General features: G+C 38.4%; 27 protein-coding genes and 2 pseudogenes. 15 read left to right on the plus strand and 14 right to left on the minus strand.

The genetic code is table 11. The features are described from left to right. Nucleotides 1-37: 37 nt before the first annotated feature. The 4 genes from ABES52_RS07330 to ABES52_RS07345 all read right to left on the minus strand — a co-directional run bounded on the left by ABES52_RS07330 (nucleotide 38) and on the right by ABES52_RS07345 (nucleotide 2,504). Complete coding sequence (locus ABES52_RS07330; protein ID WP_429650423.1) at nucleotides 38-412, minus strand: DoxX family protein; 375 nt, start codon at nucleotides 410-412, stop codon at nucleotides 38-40. 86 nt (nucleotides 413-498) lie between these two features. Further along, the gene (locus ABES52_RS07335) at nucleotides 499-1,131 is read right to left on the minus strand and encodes an NAD(P)-dependent oxidoreductase (protein ID WP_429650425.1); all 633 of its coding nucleotides are present in this window, start codon (nucleotides 1,129-1,131) and stop codon (nucleotides 499-501) included. A gap of 138 nt (nucleotides 1,132-1,269) precedes the next feature. Further along, entirely contained in the window at nucleotides 1,270-1,707 is a 438-nt protein-coding gene (locus tag ABES52_RS07340) for an RrF2 family transcriptional regulator (protein WP_429650427.1), read from the minus strand. A 494-nt stretch (nucleotides 1,708-2,201) separates the two neighbouring features. Beyond that, complete coding sequence (locus ABES52_RS07345; protein ID WP_429650429.1) at nucleotides 2,202-2,504, minus strand: TIGR04104 family putative zinc finger protein; 303 nt, start codon at nucleotides 2,502-2,504, stop codon at nucleotides 2,202-2,204. Nucleotides 2,505-2,615: 111 nt separating this feature from the next. Between ABES52_RS07345 and ABES52_RS07350 the strand changes: the two genes are divergently transcribed. The 4 genes and pseudogenes from ABES52_RS07350 to ABES52_RS07365 all read left to right on the plus strand — a co-directional run bounded on the left by ABES52_RS07350 (nucleotide 2,616) and on the right by ABES52_RS07365 (nucleotide 6,704). Continuing rightward, the gene (locus ABES52_RS07350) at nucleotides 2,616-3,824 is read left to right on the plus strand and encodes a recombinase family protein (protein WP_429650431.1); all 1,209 of its coding nucleotides are present in this window, start codon (nucleotides 2,616-2,618) and stop codon (nucleotides 3,822-3,824) included. A 661-nt stretch (nucleotides 3,825-4,485) separates the two neighbouring features. Further along, nucleotides 4,486-5,531, plus strand: a pseudogene (locus tag ABES52_RS07355) (IS1595 family transposase). Nucleotides 5,532-5,632: 101 nt separating this feature from the next. Further along, nucleotides 5,633-6,226 (plus strand): YdeI/OmpD-associated family protein, encoded by a 594-nt coding sequence (locus ABES52_RS07360; RefSeq protein ID WP_429650433.1) that lies wholly within the window; start codon nucleotides 5,633-5,635, stop codon nucleotides 6,224-6,226. Between the two features lie 346 nt (nucleotides 6,227-6,572). Continuing rightward, entirely contained in the window at nucleotides 6,573-6,704 is a 132-nt protein-coding gene (locus tag ABES52_RS07365; RefSeq protein ID WP_429650435.1) for a hypothetical protein, read from the plus strand. A gap of 404 nt (nucleotides 6,705-7,108) precedes the next feature. On the opposite strand, the gene ABES52_RS07370 is transcribed toward ABES52_RS07365, so the two are convergent. The 3 genes from ABES52_RS07370 to ABES52_RS07380 form a co-directional block, all read right to left on the minus strand. Next, entirely contained in the window at nucleotides 7,109-7,594 is a 486-nt protein-coding gene (locus tag ABES52_RS07370; RefSeq protein ID WP_429650437.1) for a LysM peptidoglycan-binding domain-containing protein, read from the minus strand. Between the two features lie 406 nt (nucleotides 7,595-8,000). Beyond that, nucleotides 8,001-8,336 (minus strand): L,D-transpeptidase, encoded by a 336-nt coding sequence (locus ABES52_RS07375; protein WP_429650439.1) that lies wholly within the window; start codon nucleotides 8,334-8,336, stop codon nucleotides 8,001-8,003. A 586-nt stretch (nucleotides 8,337-8,922) separates the two neighbouring features. Then, nucleotides 8,923-9,249, minus strand: a complete 327-nt coding sequence (locus tag ABES52_RS07380) for a YnfA family protein (protein ID WP_429650441.1) — start codon at nucleotides 9,247-9,249, stop codon at nucleotides 8,923-8,925. Between the two features lie 369 nt (nucleotides 9,250-9,618). On the opposite strand from ABES52_RS07380, the gene ABES52_RS07385 reads away from it, so the two are divergent. Further along, nucleotides 9,619-10,167 (plus strand): hypothetical protein, encoded by a 549-nt coding sequence (locus ABES52_RS07385; protein ID WP_429650443.1) that lies wholly within the window; start codon nucleotides 9,619-9,621, stop codon nucleotides 10,165-10,167. Nucleotides 10,168-10,183: 16 nt separating this feature from the next. On the opposite strand, the gene ABES52_RS07390 is transcribed toward ABES52_RS07385, so the two are convergent. Beyond that, nucleotides 10,184-10,336 carry a hypothetical protein gene (locus ABES52_RS07390; RefSeq protein WP_429650445.1) on the minus strand — a complete coding sequence of 51 codons (153 nt, stop codon included), beginning with the start codon at nucleotides 10,334-10,336 and terminating at the stop codon, nucleotides 10,184-10,186. Between the two features lie 390 nt (nucleotides 10,337-10,726). On the opposite strand from ABES52_RS07390, the gene ABES52_RS07395 reads away from it, so the two are divergent. Continuing rightward, nucleotides 10,727-11,602 carry an alpha/beta fold hydrolase gene (locus ABES52_RS07395; RefSeq protein ID WP_429650447.1) on the plus strand — a complete coding sequence of 292 codons (876 nt, stop codon included), beginning with the start codon at nucleotides 10,727-10,729 and terminating at the stop codon, nucleotides 11,600-11,602. A gap of 8 nt (nucleotides 11,603-11,610) precedes the next feature. Here the strand turns inward: ABES52_RS07395 and ABES52_RS07400 are convergent, their stop codons facing one another. After that, nucleotides 11,611-12,369 (minus strand): class I SAM-dependent methyltransferase, encoded by a 759-nt coding sequence (locus ABES52_RS07400; protein WP_429650449.1) that lies wholly within the window; start codon nucleotides 12,367-12,369, stop codon nucleotides 11,611-11,613. A gap of 440 nt (nucleotides 12,370-12,809) precedes the next feature. Between ABES52_RS07400 and ABES52_RS07405 the strand changes: the two genes are divergently transcribed. The 4 genes from ABES52_RS07405 to ABES52_RS07420 all read left to right on the plus strand — a co-directional run bounded on the left by ABES52_RS07405 (nucleotide 12,810) and on the right by ABES52_RS07420 (nucleotide 15,199). Then, nucleotides 12,810-13,445 carry an FMN-dependent NADH-azoreductase gene (locus ABES52_RS07405; RefSeq protein ID WP_429650451.1) on the plus strand — a complete coding sequence of 212 codons (636 nt, stop codon included), beginning with the start codon at nucleotides 12,810-12,812 and terminating at the stop codon, nucleotides 13,443-13,445. A gap of 201 nt (nucleotides 13,446-13,646) precedes the next feature. Continuing rightward, nucleotides 13,647-14,060, plus strand: a complete 414-nt coding sequence (locus ABES52_RS07410) for a GNAT family N-acetyltransferase (protein ID WP_429650453.1) — start codon at nucleotides 13,647-13,649, stop codon at nucleotides 14,058-14,060. A gap of 14 nt (nucleotides 14,061-14,074) precedes the next feature. Continuing rightward, on the plus strand, nucleotides 14,075-14,377 hold the full coding sequence (locus ABES52_RS07415) for a YciI family protein (protein WP_429650455.1): 303 nt from the start codon (nucleotides 14,075-14,077) through the stop codon (nucleotides 14,375-14,377). A gap of 27 nt (nucleotides 14,378-14,404) precedes the next feature. Then, entirely contained in the window at nucleotides 14,405-15,199 is a 795-nt protein-coding gene (locus tag ABES52_RS07420) for an SDR family NAD(P)-dependent oxidoreductase (protein WP_429650457.1), read from the plus strand. Between the two features lie 46 nt (nucleotides 15,200-15,245). On the opposite strand, the gene ABES52_RS07425 is transcribed toward ABES52_RS07420, so the two are convergent. From ABES52_RS07425 to ABES52_RS07445, 5 genes and pseudogenes are all read right to left on the minus strand, one after another. Further along, nucleotides 15,246-15,638 (minus strand): hypothetical protein, encoded by a 393-nt coding sequence (locus ABES52_RS07425; RefSeq protein ID WP_429650459.1) that lies wholly within the window; start codon nucleotides 15,636-15,638, stop codon nucleotides 15,246-15,248. Further along, entirely contained in the window at nucleotides 15,638-16,000 is a 363-nt protein-coding gene (locus ABES52_RS07430; protein ID WP_429650479.1) for an AAA family ATPase, read from the minus strand. Before ABES52_RS07430 ends, ABES52_RS07425 begins: the two co-directional genes overlap by 1 nt. A gap of 141 nt (nucleotides 16,001-16,141) precedes the next feature. Next, nucleotides 16,142-16,273 (minus strand): annotated as a pseudogene (locus ABES52_RS07435) (AAA family ATPase); the annotation flags it as partial. A gap of 165 nt (nucleotides 16,274-16,438) precedes the next feature. Next, a complete protein-coding gene (locus ABES52_RS07440) occupies nucleotides 16,439-16,651 on the minus strand; it encodes a hypothetical protein (RefSeq protein ID WP_429650461.1) in 213 nt (70 codons plus the stop codon). An 89-nt stretch (nucleotides 16,652-16,740) separates the two neighbouring features. Beyond that, the gene (locus ABES52_RS07445; protein WP_429650463.1) at nucleotides 16,741-17,034 is read right to left on the minus strand and encodes an AAA family ATPase; all 294 of its coding nucleotides are present in this window, start codon (nucleotides 17,032-17,034) and stop codon (nucleotides 16,741-16,743) included. A 202-nt stretch (nucleotides 17,035-17,236) separates the two neighbouring features. On the opposite strand from ABES52_RS07445, the gene ABES52_RS07450 reads away from it, so the two are divergent. The 5 genes from ABES52_RS07450 to ABES52_RS07470 all read left to right on the plus strand — a co-directional run bounded on the left by ABES52_RS07450 (nucleotide 17,237) and on the right by ABES52_RS07470 (nucleotide 21,552). After that, nucleotides 17,237-17,665 (plus strand): RrF2 family transcriptional regulator, encoded by a 429-nt coding sequence (locus ABES52_RS07450; protein ID WP_429650465.1) that lies wholly within the window; start codon nucleotides 17,237-17,239, stop codon nucleotides 17,663-17,665. 102 nt (nucleotides 17,666-17,767) lie between these two features. Then, entirely contained in the window at nucleotides 17,768-18,880 is a 1,113-nt protein-coding gene (mnmA, locus tag ABES52_RS07455) for a tRNA 2-thiouridine(34) synthase MnmA (RefSeq protein ID WP_429650467.1), read from the plus strand. 176 nt (nucleotides 18,881-19,056) lie between these two features. Beyond that, nucleotides 19,057-20,001: an LLM class oxidoreductase gene (locus ABES52_RS07460; RefSeq protein WP_429650469.1), complete on the plus strand. Its 945-nt coding sequence runs from the start codon at nucleotides 19,057-19,059 to the stop codon at nucleotides 19,999-20,001. 30 nt (nucleotides 20,002-20,031) lie between these two features. Next, nucleotides 20,032-20,676, plus strand: a complete 645-nt coding sequence (locus ABES52_RS07465; RefSeq protein ID WP_429650471.1) for an SDR family oxidoreductase — start codon at nucleotides 20,032-20,034, stop codon at nucleotides 20,674-20,676. Between the two features lie 27 nt (nucleotides 20,677-20,703). Continuing rightward, nucleotides 20,704-21,552 (plus strand): sugar phosphate isomerase/epimerase family protein, encoded by an 849-nt coding sequence (locus ABES52_RS07470; RefSeq protein ID WP_429650473.1) that lies wholly within the window; start codon nucleotides 20,704-20,706, stop codon nucleotides 21,550-21,552. The last annotated feature ends 150 nt before the right edge of the window (nucleotides 21,553-21,702 follow it).

The following is a 21,702-nucleotide window of genomic DNA, read 5'->3' on the forward strand; positions in this document are numbered from 1 at the left end:
CGAATATTGTCACCACTTGTATCGATATGCAGGTCAATTAGTTAAACCCTGGAAAATCAGAAAAATCGGATAAGCGGATGAAAAAGACAATAAAAGATAAAATACCGAGAAGTACAATTGGGAACGTTTGCTTGAACGAATCCTTAACACGAATATGAGTTAGAACACCCCCAATAGCTGTTACACCAAGCAGAAGCGCCCCTATAGCTGCCCAACTATGCTCCCAAAAGCCGAAAATTAATGCGGCGGAGCCGACTAATTCAACGATACCCGTTACAACTCGAAACCATTGCGGCAACCTCCAATGATTAAAGGCTTCGACATGCATCTTGGAACCAGTTACTTTACCTAATCCTGCCATCAAAAACATAAGAGCTAGTAAACTTTGCAATACGATTGCTAAAATATCCATTTGATCTCTCCTTTTTTATTTATATATGCAACCAATTCAGGCACATATAAAAGTAAATTTACCCATTCCAGTATCATTAATGTGTTCTAGTTGCTAATTGCAGGTGATTTTCTTACATATTCGTTGGACAAGACTTGATCCAACATAAATTTAGCTATACTCGATCTCGATATTTTTACACCGACGACACCGTGCCCGTAATAACCGACCTTTAACGGTTGAATTTCACCGTTGTTCAATAATCCGACGCGGACGAGCGTCCAATCCAAATTAGAAGAACGAATAAGATTACCCATTCGAATAATTTCTTTATAAGCACTGTTAAAGGCTATTTTGACCATGGAGACTAGAAAGCTGTACTTTAAATCAAAGCGATCCTGCGAATCTTTTACACTACCGGTGGAAAGCGCGATAAGCCGTTTTGCCCCAACCTTATTCATCGATTCAATTATATTTTTGACTCCATCGCTCAACTCGGTGTTTTTCACCTTTCCTTTTGGACCGAGTAAACTAATTACTGCATCAACTCCGGTTACAGCACGTTCGATTTCTCTCCGATTAGACAGATCACCCTCGATTACTTCCAATCTCTCGTGTGTAAGGTGGCGCAGTTTTTCTGGACTTCTGGCATAAGCAACAACCTCGTACCCTGCATCAAGTGCCTGTTTGATTAACTCAATTCCTAAAGGGCCGGTTGACCCAAAAACAGTTATCTTCATCCTCTTACTCCTCCTCATTAATTGTATTCAGAAAAGGCACATTATATTCTAAAATAAAAGTGCAGCCATAACTGCAACTTTATTAAGCACATTATAATTGATCTGCAATCTCTTGACCAGTAACTTGCTAATAAAATGTTAAATCGTGAAGAAATCGACACGATTCATTACATCCGCAATCGTATATTGCCGTAAGTAATCAATCGTTCGCTGTTCGGCTTCATAAAGAATTTTCTCTAATTCCTTATCTAGTTGTTTAGCGGCTTCTCCACAGTCAATGTCAAAGTCGGGTTCCACGGGCCCCGTACTAACAGCAGAGTAGATCTCACCTAATGTAATCTGATCTGCAGGTTTCCGTAAGATATACCCTCCTTCTCGGCCGCCTTTTGACTCAACGATACCCGCAGCCACTAATGATTGCATTACTCTACGCATAAAGGTTGCGTGCGAATCTACCTGATTTGCGATCATGGCGCTTGATAATATGCTGCCGCTTTTAGCTAACCAGACAATCGCATGAACGGCTATTTTAAAACGAGGAGGCCCAATATTAACCCCTCGGTTTGCTGTACTCATTCAATATCACTCCTTTAGAACAGTTGTACGGATTCAGGTTTCCATTACTTCAGTCTTTAAATGCAACTGTATTAAGCACATCATAGAACAAAATATTTTTATGTGCAAGAGGGTCCTATCAACTCTCCTAGGTCGGTACCTACATAGTAAAATTTCGCGCCAGGCACCATCCAGAAAGCTGGAAATATCCATTTATCTCATCAACTAAAAAAGCTCACTCTAATATTCATTAGAATGAGCTTTGCTTTTGTTCTATTTCAAATGTAATTGCGCTACACACTCCACATGCGTCGGGTGTTGACGGTAGTTATGTTATAAAAATATAAATGAGGTGCAGTGGTGTTTTTTTCATTTAAATAAAGAAAATAATGTCACTTAATTTAAATGGGTATTCGGATTTTATGGTAGAAAGTCATTCTATAATTCTATTTTAGAATGTCTCTGTTAAATTTTATTGTTTGTTGATTTAGGAACATGAAGATAAGCTACTGTATTCAGAACAGAGCCTCATCTTTGTTTGTTACCTCGACAAGAAATGGTACGGCCAATACGACTAAGAGAGCATAAACAATTAATGTGATAACAGAGATTGTTGTTGGAATTTGGAATGAAGTCAAAATCACAAACAAGATAGGTACAATTGCCGTTACGAGAAACAATTTCTTTTTCGATTTAGCGGTAAAAAATAGTTGTTGCTTGCAATTTGGGCATCGCAACGGGTCTCTCTTGACAAGCATCGTCTGCTTAAATACCTCTATCCACGAAAGTTTGCGGTTACAATTTACACATGAAGGCATATTTCATCCCCCTCCTACAAAAGATTTTTACATCTATATTTACAAATACCATTTTTGTTAATAATTACATGTTCCATTACTTTTTTCCTTCTTTAATTAAACTGTCCATTAGTGAAAAAAAGTTTTGGCTTAAAAACAATTATAAATATATTTCCACCACATAATCCGAACCGTGTAGAGCTTCAAAAACTAATGAAAGACGCGGAGCAACGAAAATTTGAGATTGTTCTTATCAAATCCGTATCAAGGTGGGCAAGGGATACCGTGGACTCGATTCTCTTGGTCAGACAACTCATGAGCTTCGGTATTCGGGTCATGTCCGTAGAGGACAATTTCGATTCCTTCGACGACGGAGCGGAATTCAAGTTAGCCATCTATTCAGCGCTTGCCCAACAGGAAAGCGACACCATTTCCAAACGTGTAAAGTTTGGGATTGCCGTCAAGTCACGGGAAGGAAAATTTCACGGCAGTCTCCCTCCGTATGGTTATGAAAAAGTGAAGGGCAAGCTGGAGCTTCATCCGATTCACTCACAAACCGTCCGACTTATTTTTGATCTGTATTTGCGGGAAGGATGGGGCATGCAGAAAATAGCCAATTACCTGACCGCTAAGAAAATCCCCACCCCTCGGGCGGTAGCTGGAGCCAAAAATGCAGGGGACAAATGGCAATACTCAACGGAGAAATTGATTCTAACCAATTCTCTTTATACGGGCGATTTGGTACAGGGCCGTTCCAAGACGGACGGGAAAGACAAGATATTTTTGCAGAAAAAAGGCTACAAAAAACGGCCACAGAACAAACAGTATGAATGGATTGTCATTCCTGACGCCCACCCCGCTATCGTTTCGCGGGAAGAGTTTCAAGAAGTGCAGGAAAAGATCAGAAAAAAGGGAGAGAAAATCTTTAGAGGACGCGGGAATAAAGCGCTGTTTGCACGGTTGGCTTTCTGTGCGGATTGCGGCGCGGGGATGAACTACAAAAACGACCGAAAGGGCTATGTCTGTGCCACCTACCAGAAAAACGGCAAACAAGCATGTCAGTCCCACTACATCAAACATGATGACCTAAAGGACAAGGTACTTGCTGATTTGCGGGACTTGGCGACCAATTCCCTAAACATGAAGGCTCAATTGGATTATTCGCTGGTGACTTCGTATAAGGCTGATGAAGGACAATTATGCAACAGCTTGTTAAAAACTAAATATAGCTATTCACGTGGTTTTTCGGTAGCACACGTTAAAGAACCGGCCCGACTCATCATCGGTGTATCGTGCGTTAGAGGCACATTACCTTTTCCCAGATACTACTCAAATGAGTAGCCCCGTCGTAGTGCCTACTTAGGCAGGGAATCTTGACAGAGTGATGGAATGATGCCGTCCACACAGTAAAGCTACACCTGGGTGCGTTTGATGTCTCGTAGGCTCTGGAAACCTCATCCTCACATAGCCTAGTTCATTCCCCTTTTTACACAAGGGGAATGCTCTGTGTTCCTATCTTCACATAGAGCCCCCCGCCTGCGAAGCGGGCGGGGGGGGAGGCTAAGATAGTTCCAAAACGATAATGTATAAATGAATAATGACAATTACAATTACATAAAACAATTGACATTACACTGATAAGTTTAGAAATATGGTAAGGCAATCAGCTATTTAGCGGCTAGTCTTACTCCCCCCGCCGCCTCCCCAAAAATCTAATTGTTGAATTTGACATAGCTTCATTCTTCTCTATTTCCCTCAAATGATGGTGTGTGTTGCAGATATCTGCCTTTTTCGATGAAAAAAGCGCAACAATCCACTATAATTTAGGATATAGTAGGAAAATTTTAGATAGTCAATTCAATTGAGTTTTGTTGTAATTTTAGTTAGGCAATTAACCATTTTAAAGGTGAAAGGCTATGTTAAACTCAACTGTTGATATTTGCAGTATACGAACATTTGTTCTATAATTAGGTTAATCATATGGCTCGGAGCTGATTACTGTATGGATTTGAAGGAACTGATGAAGCTTGCCGGCGACTTGGACAATAAGGGCAAACAAGAACTTATTCTCTTTTTGCAGTCACGAACCAAAAGTACGACTGCTCCTATACGTTTGATTTATGAAATTCAAGAGCAAAAGCATAAAGACGGACTGGTCTGCCCGCATTGCAAAAAAGCTATACCGTTGTTCGTTTCGGAAAGTACGTAATTAATACGCGCTCGGGGGTAGTAAAGCGCCAGCGTTATCGCTGCAAGACTTGCCTCCAAACGTTCAATGACCTCACCAATACGCCTCTTCAGCGGACACGGCGACCTCACCTGTGGGTTCGGTTTATCGAACTCATGATTGATGGGGTTTCGCTGCGCAAATGTGCTGAACTGATGTACGATGAGGTCTCGTTTGTGACCTTGTTTTACTGGCGGCATAAAAATCTCGCGGCATTGAAGCAAATTCCAACCGAAGCATTCCAAGGTATCGTTAAAACGGACGAGACATACTTCCTACACTCGGAAAAAGGCAGGAGGAATATCGCTGAACGAAAGCCCCGTAAGCGCGGCAGTAAAGCTAAACACCGTGGCATCAGCAATGACCAGATTTGTGTACTAGTGCCCGCGACCGTCAGAACATGACCTTCTCTGGCGTCCTCGAACGTGGGCGCATTTGTAAAACGAAGCTAGATGAGGCAATCGGTTGTCATCTTTCCAACTCCAACGTACTTTGCACTGATTCCTGGCGAGCTTTCAGTTCCTATGCAAATGAAAAGGGATTGGCGCATTACCGTTTCAAATCCGATGGAAAACAGCGTGTCAGGGGTATTTACCATATCCAGAACGTGAATAGCTACCATAGTCGACTGAAGAGATGGATGGACCGCTTTAATGGGGTTACAACAAAATATTTGGAGCATTACCTGGCATGGTTTCGCTACCCTGATAGCAAGGAGTACGAAAACACAACGTCGAATAAAAAGAATATGTTAGTCTCTTTCATGCCTGTTTTCTGTCAAGGATACGAATGTAACACTTCGAAGGATGGCTTACTGTTAAACTAAGTAAAGCCAAAAAGTGACAGAAAGAATTGGAGAAATTGAGAATGATCATTCTTGACTGTCAGGTGATCGAAAAATTGAAGAGGGGTGTGTTCCTTGATGACAAATAGTAGAATGAATCCTAAGGTTGATGAATTTTTAAGTAAAGCTAAAAAATGGAAGGAAGAATATGAGAAGTTGAGAAATATCGTTCTTGACTGTGGGCTGACCGAAGAATTTAAGTGGAAGCATCCTTGTTACACGTTTCAGAATAAAAACATAGTTTTAATACATGGATTTAAAGAATATTGTGCGCTTCTGTTTTTCAAAGGTGCCTTGTTACAGGATGCCCATGGGATTCTAATCCAACAAACGGAGAATGTACAGGCGGCGCGCCAGATTCGGTTCACCAATGTTCGAGAAATAGTGGCAATGGAAACCATCTTGAAAGACTATATTTATGAAGCCATTGAAGTTGAAAAAGCCGGTTTGAAAGTGAATTTTAAAAAGAATACAGAATTCATAATTCCTGAAGAATTGCAAAATAAATTCGATGAAATCCCTGCCTTGAAAACTGCTTTTGAAGCATTGACGCCGGGACGGCAAAGAGAATACATTCTTTATTTTTCTAAAGCCAAAAAATCCAAAACTCGAGAGTCAAGGGTTGAAAAATGTATACAGAAAATTCTCAATGGAAAGGGATTAAATGATTAGTATATTCGATGAGAAAATAATTTAATCAAACTTTAAGATATGACCTCACTTTGCGTTCATTCGAACTCCTTTTTGGATCGCAGGTAACACTCAATCAAATAATTTAAAATGGAAAAAACAAAAAAGTGATCCGTAGAGTATAAGCAAACTACCGTGTAACAGGCTTACGCATTACCAGCTAAGAAAAGAAAGTTGCAGTATAAACACTCTATTAAAGGAGAACAGAGAATTAAGCTAACGGGACACGTTAGCTGAACAAATCGATCACCCGTGAGAGCGGTTTTTCTTTAAGCTGAAAATCAACATTGAGGTTAAACATAGCCTAAATTTAAAAGGAGTAATACACATGAGGATAACTGATAAAATTCCTTCTGATTGGAGGGACTTAGAATATAAAGTAGCTGATATACTTAATGAAGCTCGATATAATACAGTAGTTAATAAAGAAATTGAAACGGTACGAGGAAATGTACATTAGATGTTTATGTAGAAGATGCTATTTCAAATCCAAAATCAATATTTCTAATCGAATGTAAGTATTGGTCTTCTGATATTCCACAGACTGTCGTACACTCGTTTCGGACCATAATTAATGATTTCGGTGCTAATTACGGATTAATTATTGCAAAGAATTAATTTCAGTCTGGATGTTATGAAGCGATAAAGAATACAAATGTAAGTCTGTTGAACTGGTTTGAGTTTTTAGATCTCTTTGAAAATAGGTGGTTAAATAGCGTATTAGATCATCTTGATTTCTTGAGTGCCCCCCTTAGGGAATATACTGATCCATTAGACGTTAATGAAAAATATGATTTATTGACTCAAGAGGGAAAAAAACAATATCAAAAACTTTGCACGGAATATGTTGGCTATAGTCTTTACTCAAGTAGATTCCTTTACGAGTTTGAGACTGGGACAAAGGATATTAATAAAGTTCATATACGTATTTCCAGCTTGTGTTACTGGTTGGTAGGAAGCTAACAAGTCTTTTAATCGTTGATTTTCAGCCCTTAGTGTGGTGGCTTCGTTTTTTAATTGATCATAATCTGATTCGACCACGATAATTTGCTTTGCTTCATCCCACAGAACTTTTGCCCCAACTCGGCGAAACTCTGCAATTGGAACATAAATATAAGGATAGGCCGTATCAGGCGGCTGATAGTTTAAAACTGGATAGGCACCGGTATTAATATCAATCCCGTTCACGTAAATGGGACGGTCTGCAGTATAAGCAGTTACTGGTTTGTACTGAAGCTGCCTAGCTTCCATAGGAATTTTTAACCTTTGTCCTACTATTAAATAGGGATTGTTTAATTGGTTATTCCGAATAAGATGATTGACAGGTAAGCTAAACTTGTTGGCAATCAATACAGTGAGTCCCCAGGCTGTACTACATATTCAAACTGGTCCATTTGACCTCCTCCTTATTTTGCCTAATCCTTTATATTCAAAGTAGGAAGGAAGTGTGTCTGTTTTGTTTAAACCTAGGCGTACAACTTGCGCCGAGTTGTTTCGTTCCTATCAGCAGAACTTCAAAAACATTACCCGAAGTTTAAATGAATCAGTTAATCAAGGAAATAAAACCAATGAACTTGCTAAAAAGATGTTAAATACAATAAATCACCAGAACCCTAACTTAGACATATTTCCTCTAAACTAATGTTCAACCGCACTTAAAATGAGACTTATTCCTAGATGAAGCTCGGTGGGGCTGAGATTCCGAATATACGTGGTTAACCAAAACTATGTAGGAAAGGGGGCGAGAATAACAGAGTCATGTATGAATAAAAACCCTAGTACCAATTGGAACTCTAGATGATAAATCTAAAACATCATGATTCAACATTCTAATACATCCACGTGAGACATTCTTACCGATTGAGGCTGGGTTATTTGTTCCGTGTATACCGTAATGGGGTTTTGATAGTCCCATCCAAAGGACTCCAAATGGTCCGCCGGGATTACGTTGTTTATTGATAATCGTGTATGTCCCAGAAGGTGTTGGAGACAATATTTTGCCAACTGCAATTGGGTAAACTTTTATAAGCCTGTTTCCATCAAATAGTTTTAATTGATGTTGTGATGTAGATACGTCAATCCATTTCGCCATGAAGAACAACTCCATTTTTTTGAATATTGTATGAAGTAACTCAGGCATTTGTTAATTAACAGGGCTTGTGAGAATAAGAGAACTATAAATAATTTTTTCTACCACTAAATTAGAAGTTGATATAATATGATTTGTTCACAAGTGTTACTTCCTGATCGAAGGTAAATTAGGTGAACACTGCTACAAGTCTTGATATTCTGCGATCACTACTCATGGTATGTGGAGTGCGTGGCTTAATTACAATTGAAATCAAACATAAGCCCATTCTAATGAATATTAGAGTGAGCTTTTTTAGTTGATGAGATGAACGGAGAATTTTGAGGGGTTTTTTTCTGGATGTGCCTGGTTGAATTAGTCGGCGCTACTTCATTAGTTATCGGCTTTTGGGAGCAAAGTTAGGCAGCTACGGGGGGCGGAAAGGAGGGTTACTTTTTTATTCTATTTGTTAATATCTAAAAATGAGTTTTAGAAGAGGTTTGACGTACAGAAATAATTTCGGAATTTTTTGGTTTGTAAACAAATAACAGGACTTTTACTAGGTAGTAGATAAAAAAGACAGCATTAACGCTGTCAAAAAAATTGGGACTTAGTGTCTAGGTGCCCACAACATGATGGATACACCTAATAAACATACTAATGCTCCAATCCAGTCGTACATATCAGGGGTTTTTTTATCAACTATCCATCCCCAAAATATTGCAAGTATGATAAATACACCACCGTAAGCAGCGTAAACCCTACCGAAATGAGGGAAGTTTTGGAGAGTTGGAATGACTCCATAAGATATTAAAATCATACTCCCAACGATACCGTACCAGTATGGTTTGGACTCTCTTAGCCATAACCAAACTAAGTAACCGCCACCTATTTCAGCTAACCCTGCTAGTAAAAATAAAATGATTGCTAAGAACATATTAACCCCCCAGTATTTATTGCAGTTACTCTATTGTACAATAAATTTTAGAACATTAAGAGGTTAGAACTAAGAACCAATGCACTTGTACTGTTAACTTAACACTTGCGGAATCAATTTTTAGGCAAGAAATGGATGTAATTGACCATATTTTGATCACAGTCATGATGATTACATCCATTTCTTGCTTTTTTTAAAGGAGCTTGTATCAGTTGAAAAAAATTACTGAGCTCAATGGGCAGGATAGTTGGCAAAATTATGTAATTTAGTGAAACAAGGAATAAAATAACAAATAATTTTGAAACTAATTTTGTTCAAATCTCTATTTCGAACGAAGTTGAATATTTCAATTAACATTGAGGTGAGAATATGAAAGCATCATTTAAAGTCGTGGCTGTCGCATTGGCTCTTTTCGTCTCGTTTAGCACGCTGGTATCCGCAGCTTCGGTTAATATCGCTGATTTGAAAGTGGATACTACAAAAGTGACAAGTTCGAAGGAGTTGGTGAAGCAATCAGATTTAATTGTTTACGGTAGATTTGACTCTCCCCTAAAGGATTATCCGACATCGCACATGGTGAACGAAAAGAAACTGGTCAATTACGTACAGTCCTTTCATGCCAGAATGGCTTTGAAAGGAAACACAGGCGCTTTAGTTCGCGTGTTAACGACAGGAGTGGAGCCTCTCCCGTTGCCAACCGATCCTTTGAATAAAATTTACTCTGGACCTATTGCTGAAGGCGAATACGTTTGTTTTTTAAAAAAAGTTCCCGGAACGAATTTGTATACACTAATCGGTGTATGGCAGGGATTGTATCCGGTAATTAATCAAAAAACAATGGCACTCGAAGAATTTGGATTTTCGGAATTTGGCGACTTGACCGTTCAGGAGCTTTATCAGAAAATCAAAAGCTATTAAAGTCCCTATACGCTTGCTATGATTGATTATTAGCACTCTCATCAACGCAAGATACCATCATTTGCTTAATCGGGTTCTGTACAAACGGGATTCGATAGAATAAGCATGCTACGGAAACGACCGACAAACGTACGAGTGTCGGTCGTTTGTTATCATCAAATATGCTCATACAACTCCCTTACACGTATGTTTTCCTCTTTTATCCTTTTATTTCACGCTCACGCTCCACTTCCATTAGGTTCATCTTTAATCAAAAAAACGTTCTAAAACTTATGTAATCGATTACGATCATGAAAAAAGAATTACCGGATTTCCAGTAACGATACTAGGAAATCCGGTAACCGTAAGTAACACGTCAATCCGTTTCAAGGCAATGTTCTTTTTATGACCCTTTCACCCAATTCATTAATAAATAAAAGGTTTAACTCCATATTTGTTTAAACTTGCATAATAATGTATTACGTCCCCTCCTCTACGAAAAATGTGGCTGTGAGCAGTAGAAATAAAGAGGGGTACGTTTAGCTTTTACGAAAACATAGTCATTTAAGGATGTGTTGTGATGAAGAAGATGTGTCAAACGAAATTAGGAGCAATTGAATATCGGTTATTTGAGAATGACCAAAAGGGAGAGACGGTATTAATTTTGCATGGTGGACATTGCCATTGTGAAACAACGGTTGAAGGAGAGTTAATGCCACGTTTCTTTTTACACAATGGTTACCAAGTGTTAGTTCCTTCAAGACCTGGTTATGGACATACACCTCTGTCAACTGGAGAAACAGCTGAGTCTTTTTCAGATGCTTTGATTGATTTGTTAGATCAGTTAGGTATACAGCAAGTTCATGTTGTTGGTATATCCACTGGATCGAGAACGGCGCTGCAACTTGCCAGCCGTTACCGTGATCGTGTCGATAAACTCATTTTACAATGTGCACTAACGAAAGATGAGCTGGAACCTAACAACATGAAGCTGGAAAAAATAATCTATGGAACGAGACTAGAAAAATACATGTGGAAAATGGTTCGCATTTTTTTACAAAAAATTGCGCCGAACGCTGCACTAAAGCTGATACTATTCAAATTATCAACGTTACACCCAAAAGTTGTCCTTGAGGGTATGACAGACGTTCAGAAAAAAGCAATGATTGCATATGTTAGCACACTGAGGTCAAGGCAAGGATTTATTCATGATTTAACTCATGTAAGTGGTGATCTCAAACAAGTTGAAGCGCCAACTTTTATTATTCATAGCAAATATGACAAAGCAAATGACTTTTCACATGCGGAATATGCGAAAAATAACATAAGGAATTCAATATTATATACAACAGAAGCGGAAAGTCATTTCATTTGGTTTAGTGAACATTATTGGAAAGTTGAGCAGGAAATGCTGAGATTTTTACAACATCAGAAGGTATCGCAATTGAGTCAGTGAAGTCTTCATTATTCTACCACTAAATAAGAACCGTACGGTGAGAAAGGTGTTCGCATAATTCTGTAATTATCTAATCCTAAAGCTTCTTTTAAAGCAATCGTTTCACCTGGAAAAACAGGATGATTCAATTCATCAAATCCAATAATACTACCTTTCGTGAGGTGGTTTCTAATTAATTCCAGACATTTTTTGGTTGGCTCATATATATCAAAATCAAAATAAGCTAACGCAATAATTGTTTGAGGATTTTCTTTTAAATATTCTTCTAATGTTAACGTCGCATCACCTTTCACTAACTCAAACTTCTTAATATGAGAAAGTGGACTTTCCTTTTCATGATAATCCAGAACTGCTTCTAAATAATTTTCGTAACCTTCCGTAACTGTGTATGCTCCTACTTCTACAATATCGTCGCTTCCATCTTTTTTATGAACAGAAGGAAAACCACTAAAAGTGTCAAAACCGATTATTTTTCTGCTGTAATTATATGGCTCATAAATACCTCTTAAAGACTCAAATAAAGCTAGATTTTTCCCCCAGCGAACGCCAAACTCCATAATAACTCCATTCACATCAAGGATCTTTTGATACAATTCATGTTTAAATAACAAGTCTGAAATAGATTGTCTTTTTTGGAATAGTACTAAGTTATCTAACAGTTCATTTTCAGGAATAGGTGATGCTTTAAATAAGTCTAATATCTGACTTCTATAATCCTTTTCTTCTCCAGATTGATGTGATTTCAGTTTAATTTCTTTTTTAGACATTTTTCACATTACCTCTTTTCTTATTTGGTTTGGATTGCAATTCATTATATTAGGAACCGGGAATATTGTTACATTTTTTAAAAAAAGTAAATAACGACCAATTTAGTCAGGGGCACTAAGATTATCAAAAATGGATATTGGTTCGTTAGATAATTAAATACATGAGAGTGTGTAGCAAAAATTTTCTTCAGGAAAAATTAAGCAGATGGGACCGGATCTGAAAAAGATTTCTGGTCTTCCATCTGCTTTTTTTTAATCTTTTTTTCAAAACGTTGTAGCAGTTCTTCTTTTAAATGGTTAATCAAGAATTACGGTTGTACCAATTTAGGATAAACGGGTTTGTCTCATAATTACAATCAGCTGAACTAAAGATATTTGGTATGAATTTTGGGTTAACTCACAAACTAAAATGGCTACATTTTATAAAAGGAGAGGTAAAAATGACAAAAGTATTGTATATCACAGCTCATCCGCATGATGAAACTCAATCATACAGTATGGCGGTAGGAAAAGCCTTTATCGACACATACAAAGAAGTTAATCCAGATCACGAAATAGTGCATATTGACCTATATAGAGAAGATATTCCTCAAATTGATGTTGATGTATTTAGTGGTTGGGGGAAACTTCAATCTGGGAAAGGATTTGAGGAACTTTCAGCAGAGGAAAAAGCGAAAGTTGGTCGGCTTTCAGAGTTATGTGACCAATTTATTTCTGGGGACAAGTATATTTTTGTTACACCTATGTGGAATTTTTCATTTCCGCCTGTCATGAAAGCATATATTGATGCTGTTGCAGTTGCAGGTAAAACCTTTAAATACACCGACCAAGGACCAGTAGGGCTATTAACTGATAAAAAAGCCTTACATATTCAAGCGAGTGGAGGCATTTATTCAGAAGGTCCAGGAGCTCAAATGGAAATGGGGCATCGTTATCTAGGGATTATCATGCAATTCTTTGGAGTTCCTTCTTTTGAAGGTTTATTTGTTGAAGGACATGCTGCAATGCCTGATAAAGCACAAGAAATTAAAGAAAACGCCATTGCACGAGCAAAAGATGTTGCTCATACGTTTTAACATTTTTCTAAAAGAGCCAACAAGGATGCAGGCTCTTTTTTTATTCATTCAACTACTTCGAGTGTATGAACCATGCAGGAGCTTAATCAAGTTCCTGCATTTTTATTTTTTACCTCATAAATAACCTTTTACAGAAGGTAATATTGTAAAAAAATCGAATAATTAATAAGGTTTTATCAAACAAATTGGAGGCCCTACATAATGGAGTTTGAAGTAGTGGAGAAACTAACAAACGAGCAAATTCGCTGTTTACATCAGTTGTACCAAAAAGAATGGTGGACCAAAGAACGGAAATGGTCAGAAGTTCAGCGAATGGTAGAGAATTCCGATATCACGATTGGTTTATGTGAACTTCAAACGAAAGAGTTGGTTGCTTTTACGAGGGTACTAACAGACTATGTCTATAAAGCGTTGATTCTAGATGTCATCGTGAAGGAGAGCTATCGTGGTAAAAAACTAGGACGTATATTAATGGATTCTGTGCTTCATCATCCTTTGTTAAAAGACGTAATGCATTTTGAATTGTATTGTCGGCCGGAGATGATCCCTTTTTATCAGAAATGGGGCTTTACGGAAGAATTAGGCGAACTTTATTTTATGCGTAAAACAAGGTAGATAGGAGGACGAAGATGGAAACTAAGCAGTTCCTGTACAAATTACAACTCATCCCTAAGCTTTTAGATGAAAACAATTGGACCGATAAAGAGAATACGATTGTTTCGACCCATTTTTCATACTTGCAAAACTTGTTAAAGGAAAACAAAGTAATCATGGCAGGGAGGACGCTCAACTACGACCCTTTTGGAATTGTTATTTTGGAAGTGGAAAGCCTAGAAGAAGCGGATCAGATCATGAAGAACGATCCAGCTGTGAAAGAAGGAATCATGACAGCGGAATTGTTCCCGTTTCGGGTAGCGTTGATGAATCAATAAAATCGTCAAGTTAATTAAGGAGGAACTATGATAGTAAATCTTAAAGGAAAAAAAGCGGTTATTACGGGATCGACTTCAGGCATTGGTTATGCGATTGCAGAAGCGCTTGCTCAAGCAGGCTGCTCGGTTCTTATCAATGGTCGTACGGAACAAAGTGTGACAAAAGCTTTGCATAAGTTGATAAAAGAACTTCCAGAGGCTGACGTCAGTGGGGTAGCGGCTGATCTTAGTAGCCCTCAAGGGATCAATAAAATGATCGAATGTTGGCCGGAAACAGATATTCTCGTAAATAACATAGGAATATTTGAACCGAAACCTTTTTTTGACATTACAGACGAAGAATGGGATACATATATTCAGGTGAATTTGATGAGCGCTGTTCGTTTAAGTCGTCATTATGTAAAAGAAATGGTGAAAAGAGGATGGGGGAGAGTCATCAATAATGCAAGTGCCACTTCCGGTTTTTTCTCGGGAGAAATGGTCCACTATGGTGCGACAAAAGCAGCTCTGTTAGCCTTTTCACGGGGATTAGCGGAAAGTGTAGCTGGAAGCGGAGTCACTGTGAATGCGTTTCTTCCAGGTCCTACAAAGACAGAAAAAGTGGAAAGTTTTATGACAGATCGAGCTCAAGAAGCAGGTAAAAGCACAGAACAGTTTGAGCAAGAGCTGTTTGAGAAACACTTACCAACCTCTTTAATTAAACGTTTTGCAACTACAAAAGAGGTAGCGAATCTAGTGGTATTCTTAGCTTCCGAACAGGCTTCAGCGATCACAGGTACTACACAACGGGTAGACGGAGGTATTTTGCGATCCATTTTATAATCAAAAAACAGGGTTAGTTCCTCGAAAAGGAACTAACCCTGTTTGTCTACTTTCCCAAAAGGCTAAAGGGAACGGGTACTTCAATCGTTCCAGAAACATATTGGTCCGCACTCATTTTCGTCGGTCGAATGACATCTTTTAGTGTCAGTCTTATCGTTGCCCCTAAAATGGCTACGCCTTCATTGCGAAATGAAAGCCGTAAGTAGCCTTCTTCATCAACAAGCAGACGAATGTTCTTCTTTTGGTTATCAAAATAGAGTTTGTTACCAATATGTTTGAAATACCAATTGTGCATAAAGAAATATGTAATTCCTATCACACCTATTGTAAAAATGATGTAATTGGCTACCAAAAAACCGGCGGTTGCTACGATTGAAAATAAAAGGAAGGATAAGATATGGAAATAGTAATCATCGATAATCTCTCTTTTCCATCGCATTAGTTCACCCTCGATTCTACTGGGAGATCCACTTCTTCTAACAACTCTTCCATAACCTGTTCGTTTGTTTTGATTAATGACGCTTCCGGGGTTAATTGAATTCGGTGGGAAATGACATATGGGATCATCATTTTCACGTCTTCTGGAGTGACATAGTCTCTACTTTGAATAAACGCTATACCTTGGGCAGCTTTTAATAAGGCGAGAGTGGCCCTTGGACTAGCTCCTACTTCTATATGTTTGTACTCGCGGGTATAGCGAGTGACGGTTAAAATGTAAGTTTCTATATCAGCAGAAACATGTACGTCTTTTACTTGCTTAGACAGTTCGTTAATTTCTTTTAATGAAATGACAGGTATCACGTCGGAAAGCGGATTTTGTTTTGTAAATCTTTTTAAAATCAACCGCTCTTCGTCAAATTCCGGATAAGAAAACGGTACTTTAAATAAAAAACGGTCTAATTGTGCAGCAGGAAGAGGAAATGTTCCTTGTTGGGATTCAACAGGGTTTTGGGTAGCAATTGTAATAAAAGGCGGATCTAACGTTATTGTTTCGCCATCTATCGTAAATTGCCTTTCTTCCATTACTTCTAACAAACTGGATTGGGTTCTAGGGGTGGCTCGGTTAATTTCATCTGCTAAAAGGACATTCGTTAAAACCGGTCCAGGGCGGAACTCAAATTCAGATGTTTTTGGATTAGGCTGTGTTAAATGTTAATATTGAAAATTAGATAAAATTAAAATTATGGGAAACCCTTAACGATAAAGGTTTCCCAATCCTTTGTTAAAATAACGCCCCCGTTAATGAAGTAAGGAACTAACTTTTGTTTTGTTTTGTTTCTTTTCATATCTCTCTAAAATAGAATTGCCTATTGTACCAATCCATAGAGATGCTAAAAACCAATTCAAATTCCTATCAAAAAACGCTCTACCAATATCGAAAAATGCTAAAGTAAATGATAATACACCGACAAAAGTTAAAGATTGAAATAACCAATTTAACGTTTTTTTCATATCATTACCTCCAAATAATGTAACTAAACCGTTCGTTAGTTGAAAAAACTAAATATTTATCCATTGTTTCATTCATGAATGGAGACCGTTTACATTCTGAATATGAGAATATCAACAATTGTCTTTAACAGAGCCTTGGATTTAAAAAATTGTACGCCTGTTACATCAGATGGAAGCACATCTGGAGTAAATTGAATTTGCTTAAATTTGCCTTCAATGCATTGGGCAAACGTTTTTGCTAATAACGTTTTTCCAGTCCCGGGCACACTCTCCATTAACACATGCCCTTTTTGGAGTAAGGCAATGAGTAACAGTTCGATTTCTCTTTCTTTGCCTACTAACACTTTGTTCATTTCGGCTTTTATTTTATGGATCAGTGACATACACCTGACGCTCCTTATTCATCATTTATATTTAAATATTAGCAAAATTTATATTAATCGTAAAATTAAAGCATTTAGTTTGTTTATAAAGGTTGATGTTTATTATGTTAAAATGAACCTTAAAATAAAAATCTATAGATAATTTTTTAAGTTGACAACACAAACTGTAATATTTATTATTACATTTAGGAGGCAGGTCCAAATGAATAGCGATTTTTCGATTGCTGTTCACTGCGTTGCGTATTTAGCCCAAAAGCAAAACCAACGAGTGACCAGTGAAGATATCTCCCAAAGTGTTTCTGTCCACCCAGTAAGATTAAGAAAAATTTTGAGTGTATTAAGGAAAGAAAATATTATCACATCAAAAGAAGGGGCGAAAGGCGGCTTTTCTTTAAACGCTAAACCTGAGCATATTACGTTAGACAAAATATATAAAATTACCAGTGAAGAGACGCTGGTGCCGAAATGCCCTGATTCCAACGAAAATTGTCTTATAGGTAAACACTTATCCGATATACTCATTCGCGTTTTTCATCATGCAGAAGAGCACTTTTTAAACTATTTAAAAGGTGTGACCATACAAGATATTATTGATGAGATCAATCAAAGTGAATCTCATAGCGAAGACTAGTCAAAAGGCACAGCTGATGCTAGTTTGTGTTAGTTGTGCTCAGTAAATTTTTTTTAAATAAAACTGTAACAAAATATATTTCAGTTATGGAGGTGAATAGGAATGAAGAAAAAACGAGTTGTGGTCGGAATGTCTGGTGGGGTAGATTCCTCTGTGGCAGCTTACCTATTGAAAAAAGAAGGGTACGACGTCATCGGTGTCTTTATGAAAAACTGGGATGACACCAATGATGACGGTGTATGTACGGCAGCGGAAGATTATGAAGATGTAAGAAGAGTAGCGAATCAACTCGGGATTCCTTACTACAGTGTGAACTTTGAAAAAGAATATTGGGACCGTGTGTTTACGTACTTTATGGAGGAGCTAAAACGAGGTCGAACACCTAACCCAGATGTGTTATGTAATACCGAAATTAAATTTAAAGCCTTCGTTGACTACGCTCTTTCTCTAGATGCTGATTATATCGCGACTGGTCATTACGCAAGAATCAATAGAGAAAATGGTCAAATCACCTTACTACGTGGAAAAGACTCCAATAAAGATCAAACGTATTTTCTTAGCCAATTAACGGCAGACCATTTGTCCAAAGTTCTGTTTCCACTAGGAGATTTAACGAAGGATGAAGTACGAAAAATCGCTCAAGAATTGAACCTTATTACCGCCAATAAAAAAGATAGTACTGGAATCTGTTTTATCGGAGAAAGAAATTTCAAAAGCTTTTTAAAGAATTTTTTACCGGCAAAGCCCGGAGAAATTCGTTCCCTCGATGGGGAAGTACTAGGTACTCATGATGGGTTAATGTATTACACCATTGGTCAACGGAAAGGACTTGGCATCGGTGGCAAAGGAACTGGTGAACCTTGGTATGTCGTCGATAAAGATTTAGAAAACAATGTGTTACTCGTTGCTCAAGGAAAAGACCATCCGGCATTGTTCTCCACCGGTCTTATTGCCACTCATGTGAACTTAATCAATCGGGAGGCTCGTCCGGGTACGTTTGTATGTACAGCTAAATTCCGTTACCGTCAAGAAGATCAGAAGGTACGTGTCCATATTCGTCCGGATCAAACGGTCTTTGTAGAATTCGAAAAACCGGTTAAAGCTGTTACTCCAGGACAAGTAGCCGTATTTTATGACGGTGAGGTTTGTCTTGGCAGTACCATAATTGACAAAGTGATGAAAGACGATGCAGCCATTGCCTCTGTCGCATCATAACAAGATAGTTATGGAAATTATATAAAGTTGTTTTTTACAGAAAATAAATAATGTTTAACAGGACGAAATGTATCGGTGATTGGGTATACCATTTATTTAACATTATTATCGTTAAAGCTTACAGGTGAGGCATAACAAAAATATTATGACTCAATTTTTCTTAGGGAGGGGTAACAATGGAAAAATTTAAAAACCATAAAGGGTATTCACGTATGTATCAAGAAAACAAACTAACAGTAGGGTTGTTCTTCCCGATTGAATCGTATATGGGGGACGTCCCTGAGATGAATATAGAAAAGCAAATGAAGTTAGCAAAACGAGCTGAAGAGCTCAATTTCGCTTCCTTATTTGTAAGAGATGTGCCATTACGCGATCCGAATTTCGGTGATGTGGGTCAAATGTATGATCCGTTTACGTATTTAGGGTATGTTGCGGCCCACACAGAAAAAATTGCGTTAGGAACGGGAAGTATTATTTTAACGTTGCGCCACCCTCTTCATGTGGCAAAAGCAGCAGCTTCTGTTGACAGATTATCTGGTGAACGACTCATTCTCGGTGTGGCAACAGGTGACCGTCCAATCGAGTTTCCAGCATTCTCTGTGAATCCAGAAGATCGTGGCGAACTATTTCGAGAAGCGTTTGATGTCATAAAAAAATCATGGAAAGAGCATTTTCCTGCTATTGACTCTCCACGAGTGCATTTAACAAACGGAGATATTTTACCAAAACCGAAATTGTCAGACATTCCAATGATGGTGACAGGTCATAGCGGACAGTCGCCTGAATGGATTGCTGAACATAGTGATGGATGGATTTACTATCCACGTGGGCTTAAATTCCAAAAAGCATTAATCGACAACTGGCGCTCGTTAACAGACGAATTTAAGCCATTTACCCAATCACTATATATTGATTTAGCGGAAGATCCAGATCATGTCCCAATTCCAATTCATCTTGGATTCCGTACGGGACGAAATTTCGTGATCGAATTTCTTGAAGCGTTACAAGATGCGGGTGTAAACCATGTCATCATCAACTTAAAATATGGTCAACGTCCAGTAGAAGAAGTAATTGAAGAATTAGGTGAATATGTGCTTCCACATTTTCCAGCATTATCATGATGTTATTAAAACAAGAAAGGACGGATAAGGATGAACGTATTAGTCATTGGCGCCAACGGAAAAGTAGGTCAACAAGTGGTGGACATGCTTCATGCACATGAAACACACACGGTTCGGGCGATGGTTCGAAAACAAGAACAACTCGAGGCTTTTCAGCAAAAAGGAATTGAAGCGGTACTCGCTGATCTAGAAGGTACGGTCGATGAAATTGCCGAAGCTGCGAAAGGTTGTGACGCAATCGTATTCTCCGCTGGTTCAGGTGGACACACAGGAGCAGATAAAACATTGCTTGTCGATTTAGACGGTGCTGTAAAAGCAATGGAAGCTGCTGAAAAAGCAGGTGTGAACCGATTTGTTATTTTAAGTACATTCCAAGCCCACAACCGCGAAAACTGGCCTGAAAACCTTAAACCGTATTATGTCGCTAAACATTATGCTGACCGTATGTTAATAAATAGCGGATTAAATTATACGATTATTCGTCCTGGTTATCTACGCGATGAAAAAGGAACAGGCTTCGTTACCGCAGCCGAGAACTTAAATAGTGGGAGCATTCCGCGCGAAGACGTAGCAAGAACAATCGTTCAAGCTCTTGATGAACCAAATACGTTTAAAAAAGCATTCGATTTAATGTCAGGGGATACAGAGATTGCTGAAGCGTTAAAATCGCTGTAAGTACAGTAGAAGGGAGAACTTTACAATATGGCATACCCATTTTATGCAATGGATTTTGCTTTCTATAACTCAATGGGCATTTATAGCTTTGAAGCTCGATGTGAAATGTTGAAGGAGATTGGGTATGACGCGACCCATTTATCTGTCTGGCACGGAGAACGGTGGCGAGATGTAGAAAAGCTGAAAAACGTAAAGGAAAAATATGGTCTAGACGTCGCTGGCGTGTACGTTGTGTTAGACCTTTCACTAGGTGAAGATCATCCAAGAAATAAAGGAATTTTAAAAATGTTGGAGATGATGGAGGGATGTTCGACGGTTGAACTCGCGATTCAATCCGTCGGACATCATATCCGTCCTTCAGATCCTAAAGGGGACGACATCGCCGCGAAGTGGTTAGAAAAAGCGCTAGAGATTGCCGAACGAAGAAACATTGATATTTTACTTTACACCCACCTATCTTTCTGGGTTGAACGCCATGAAGATGCAGTCAGACTTTGTAAGCGTCTTAACCATCCTCATCTCGGCATCGTCTTTTGTGGCTACCATTGGTACGCTGTCGATGGAACCGATTTATCAGGCATTCTTAGAAAGGTATCTCCTTATTTAAAACAAGTGAACATTTCTGGTAGCCGTCGCAATCCACACGGTTTCGGTGGAGTCGCCACGATTGAACCATTGGATGCCGGAGAGTTAGATAATTTTGCCTTACTTGGAGAGCTAAAAAAGATTGGTTATAAGGGAATGATTGGTTACCAAGGTTGGAGTGAAGGCGGCGACGCTTATAGTAAGCTAAGTCGATCACTTCAAGCGTTCCGAGATATGGAACGTCGACTAGAAGCCCACCCACATTGGGCCGATTTAAAATTAACTCCATAGCTAAAGATAAAAACATCCTGCTCGTTCATGAACTGCACCCCTTAAAGTAGAGGTTGAAAAACCCCCTAATGGGCAACATTTACTTTAAGGGGTGATTTTTATGGCCAAAAAAGGGCAGAAGTTCCAAACATACACATTTGAAATGAAATT

It is taken from the genome of Aeribacillus pallidus, from assembly GCF_050478865.1.
Lineage (GTDB): Bacteria > Bacillota > Bacilli > Bacillales > JACDOC01 > JACDOC01.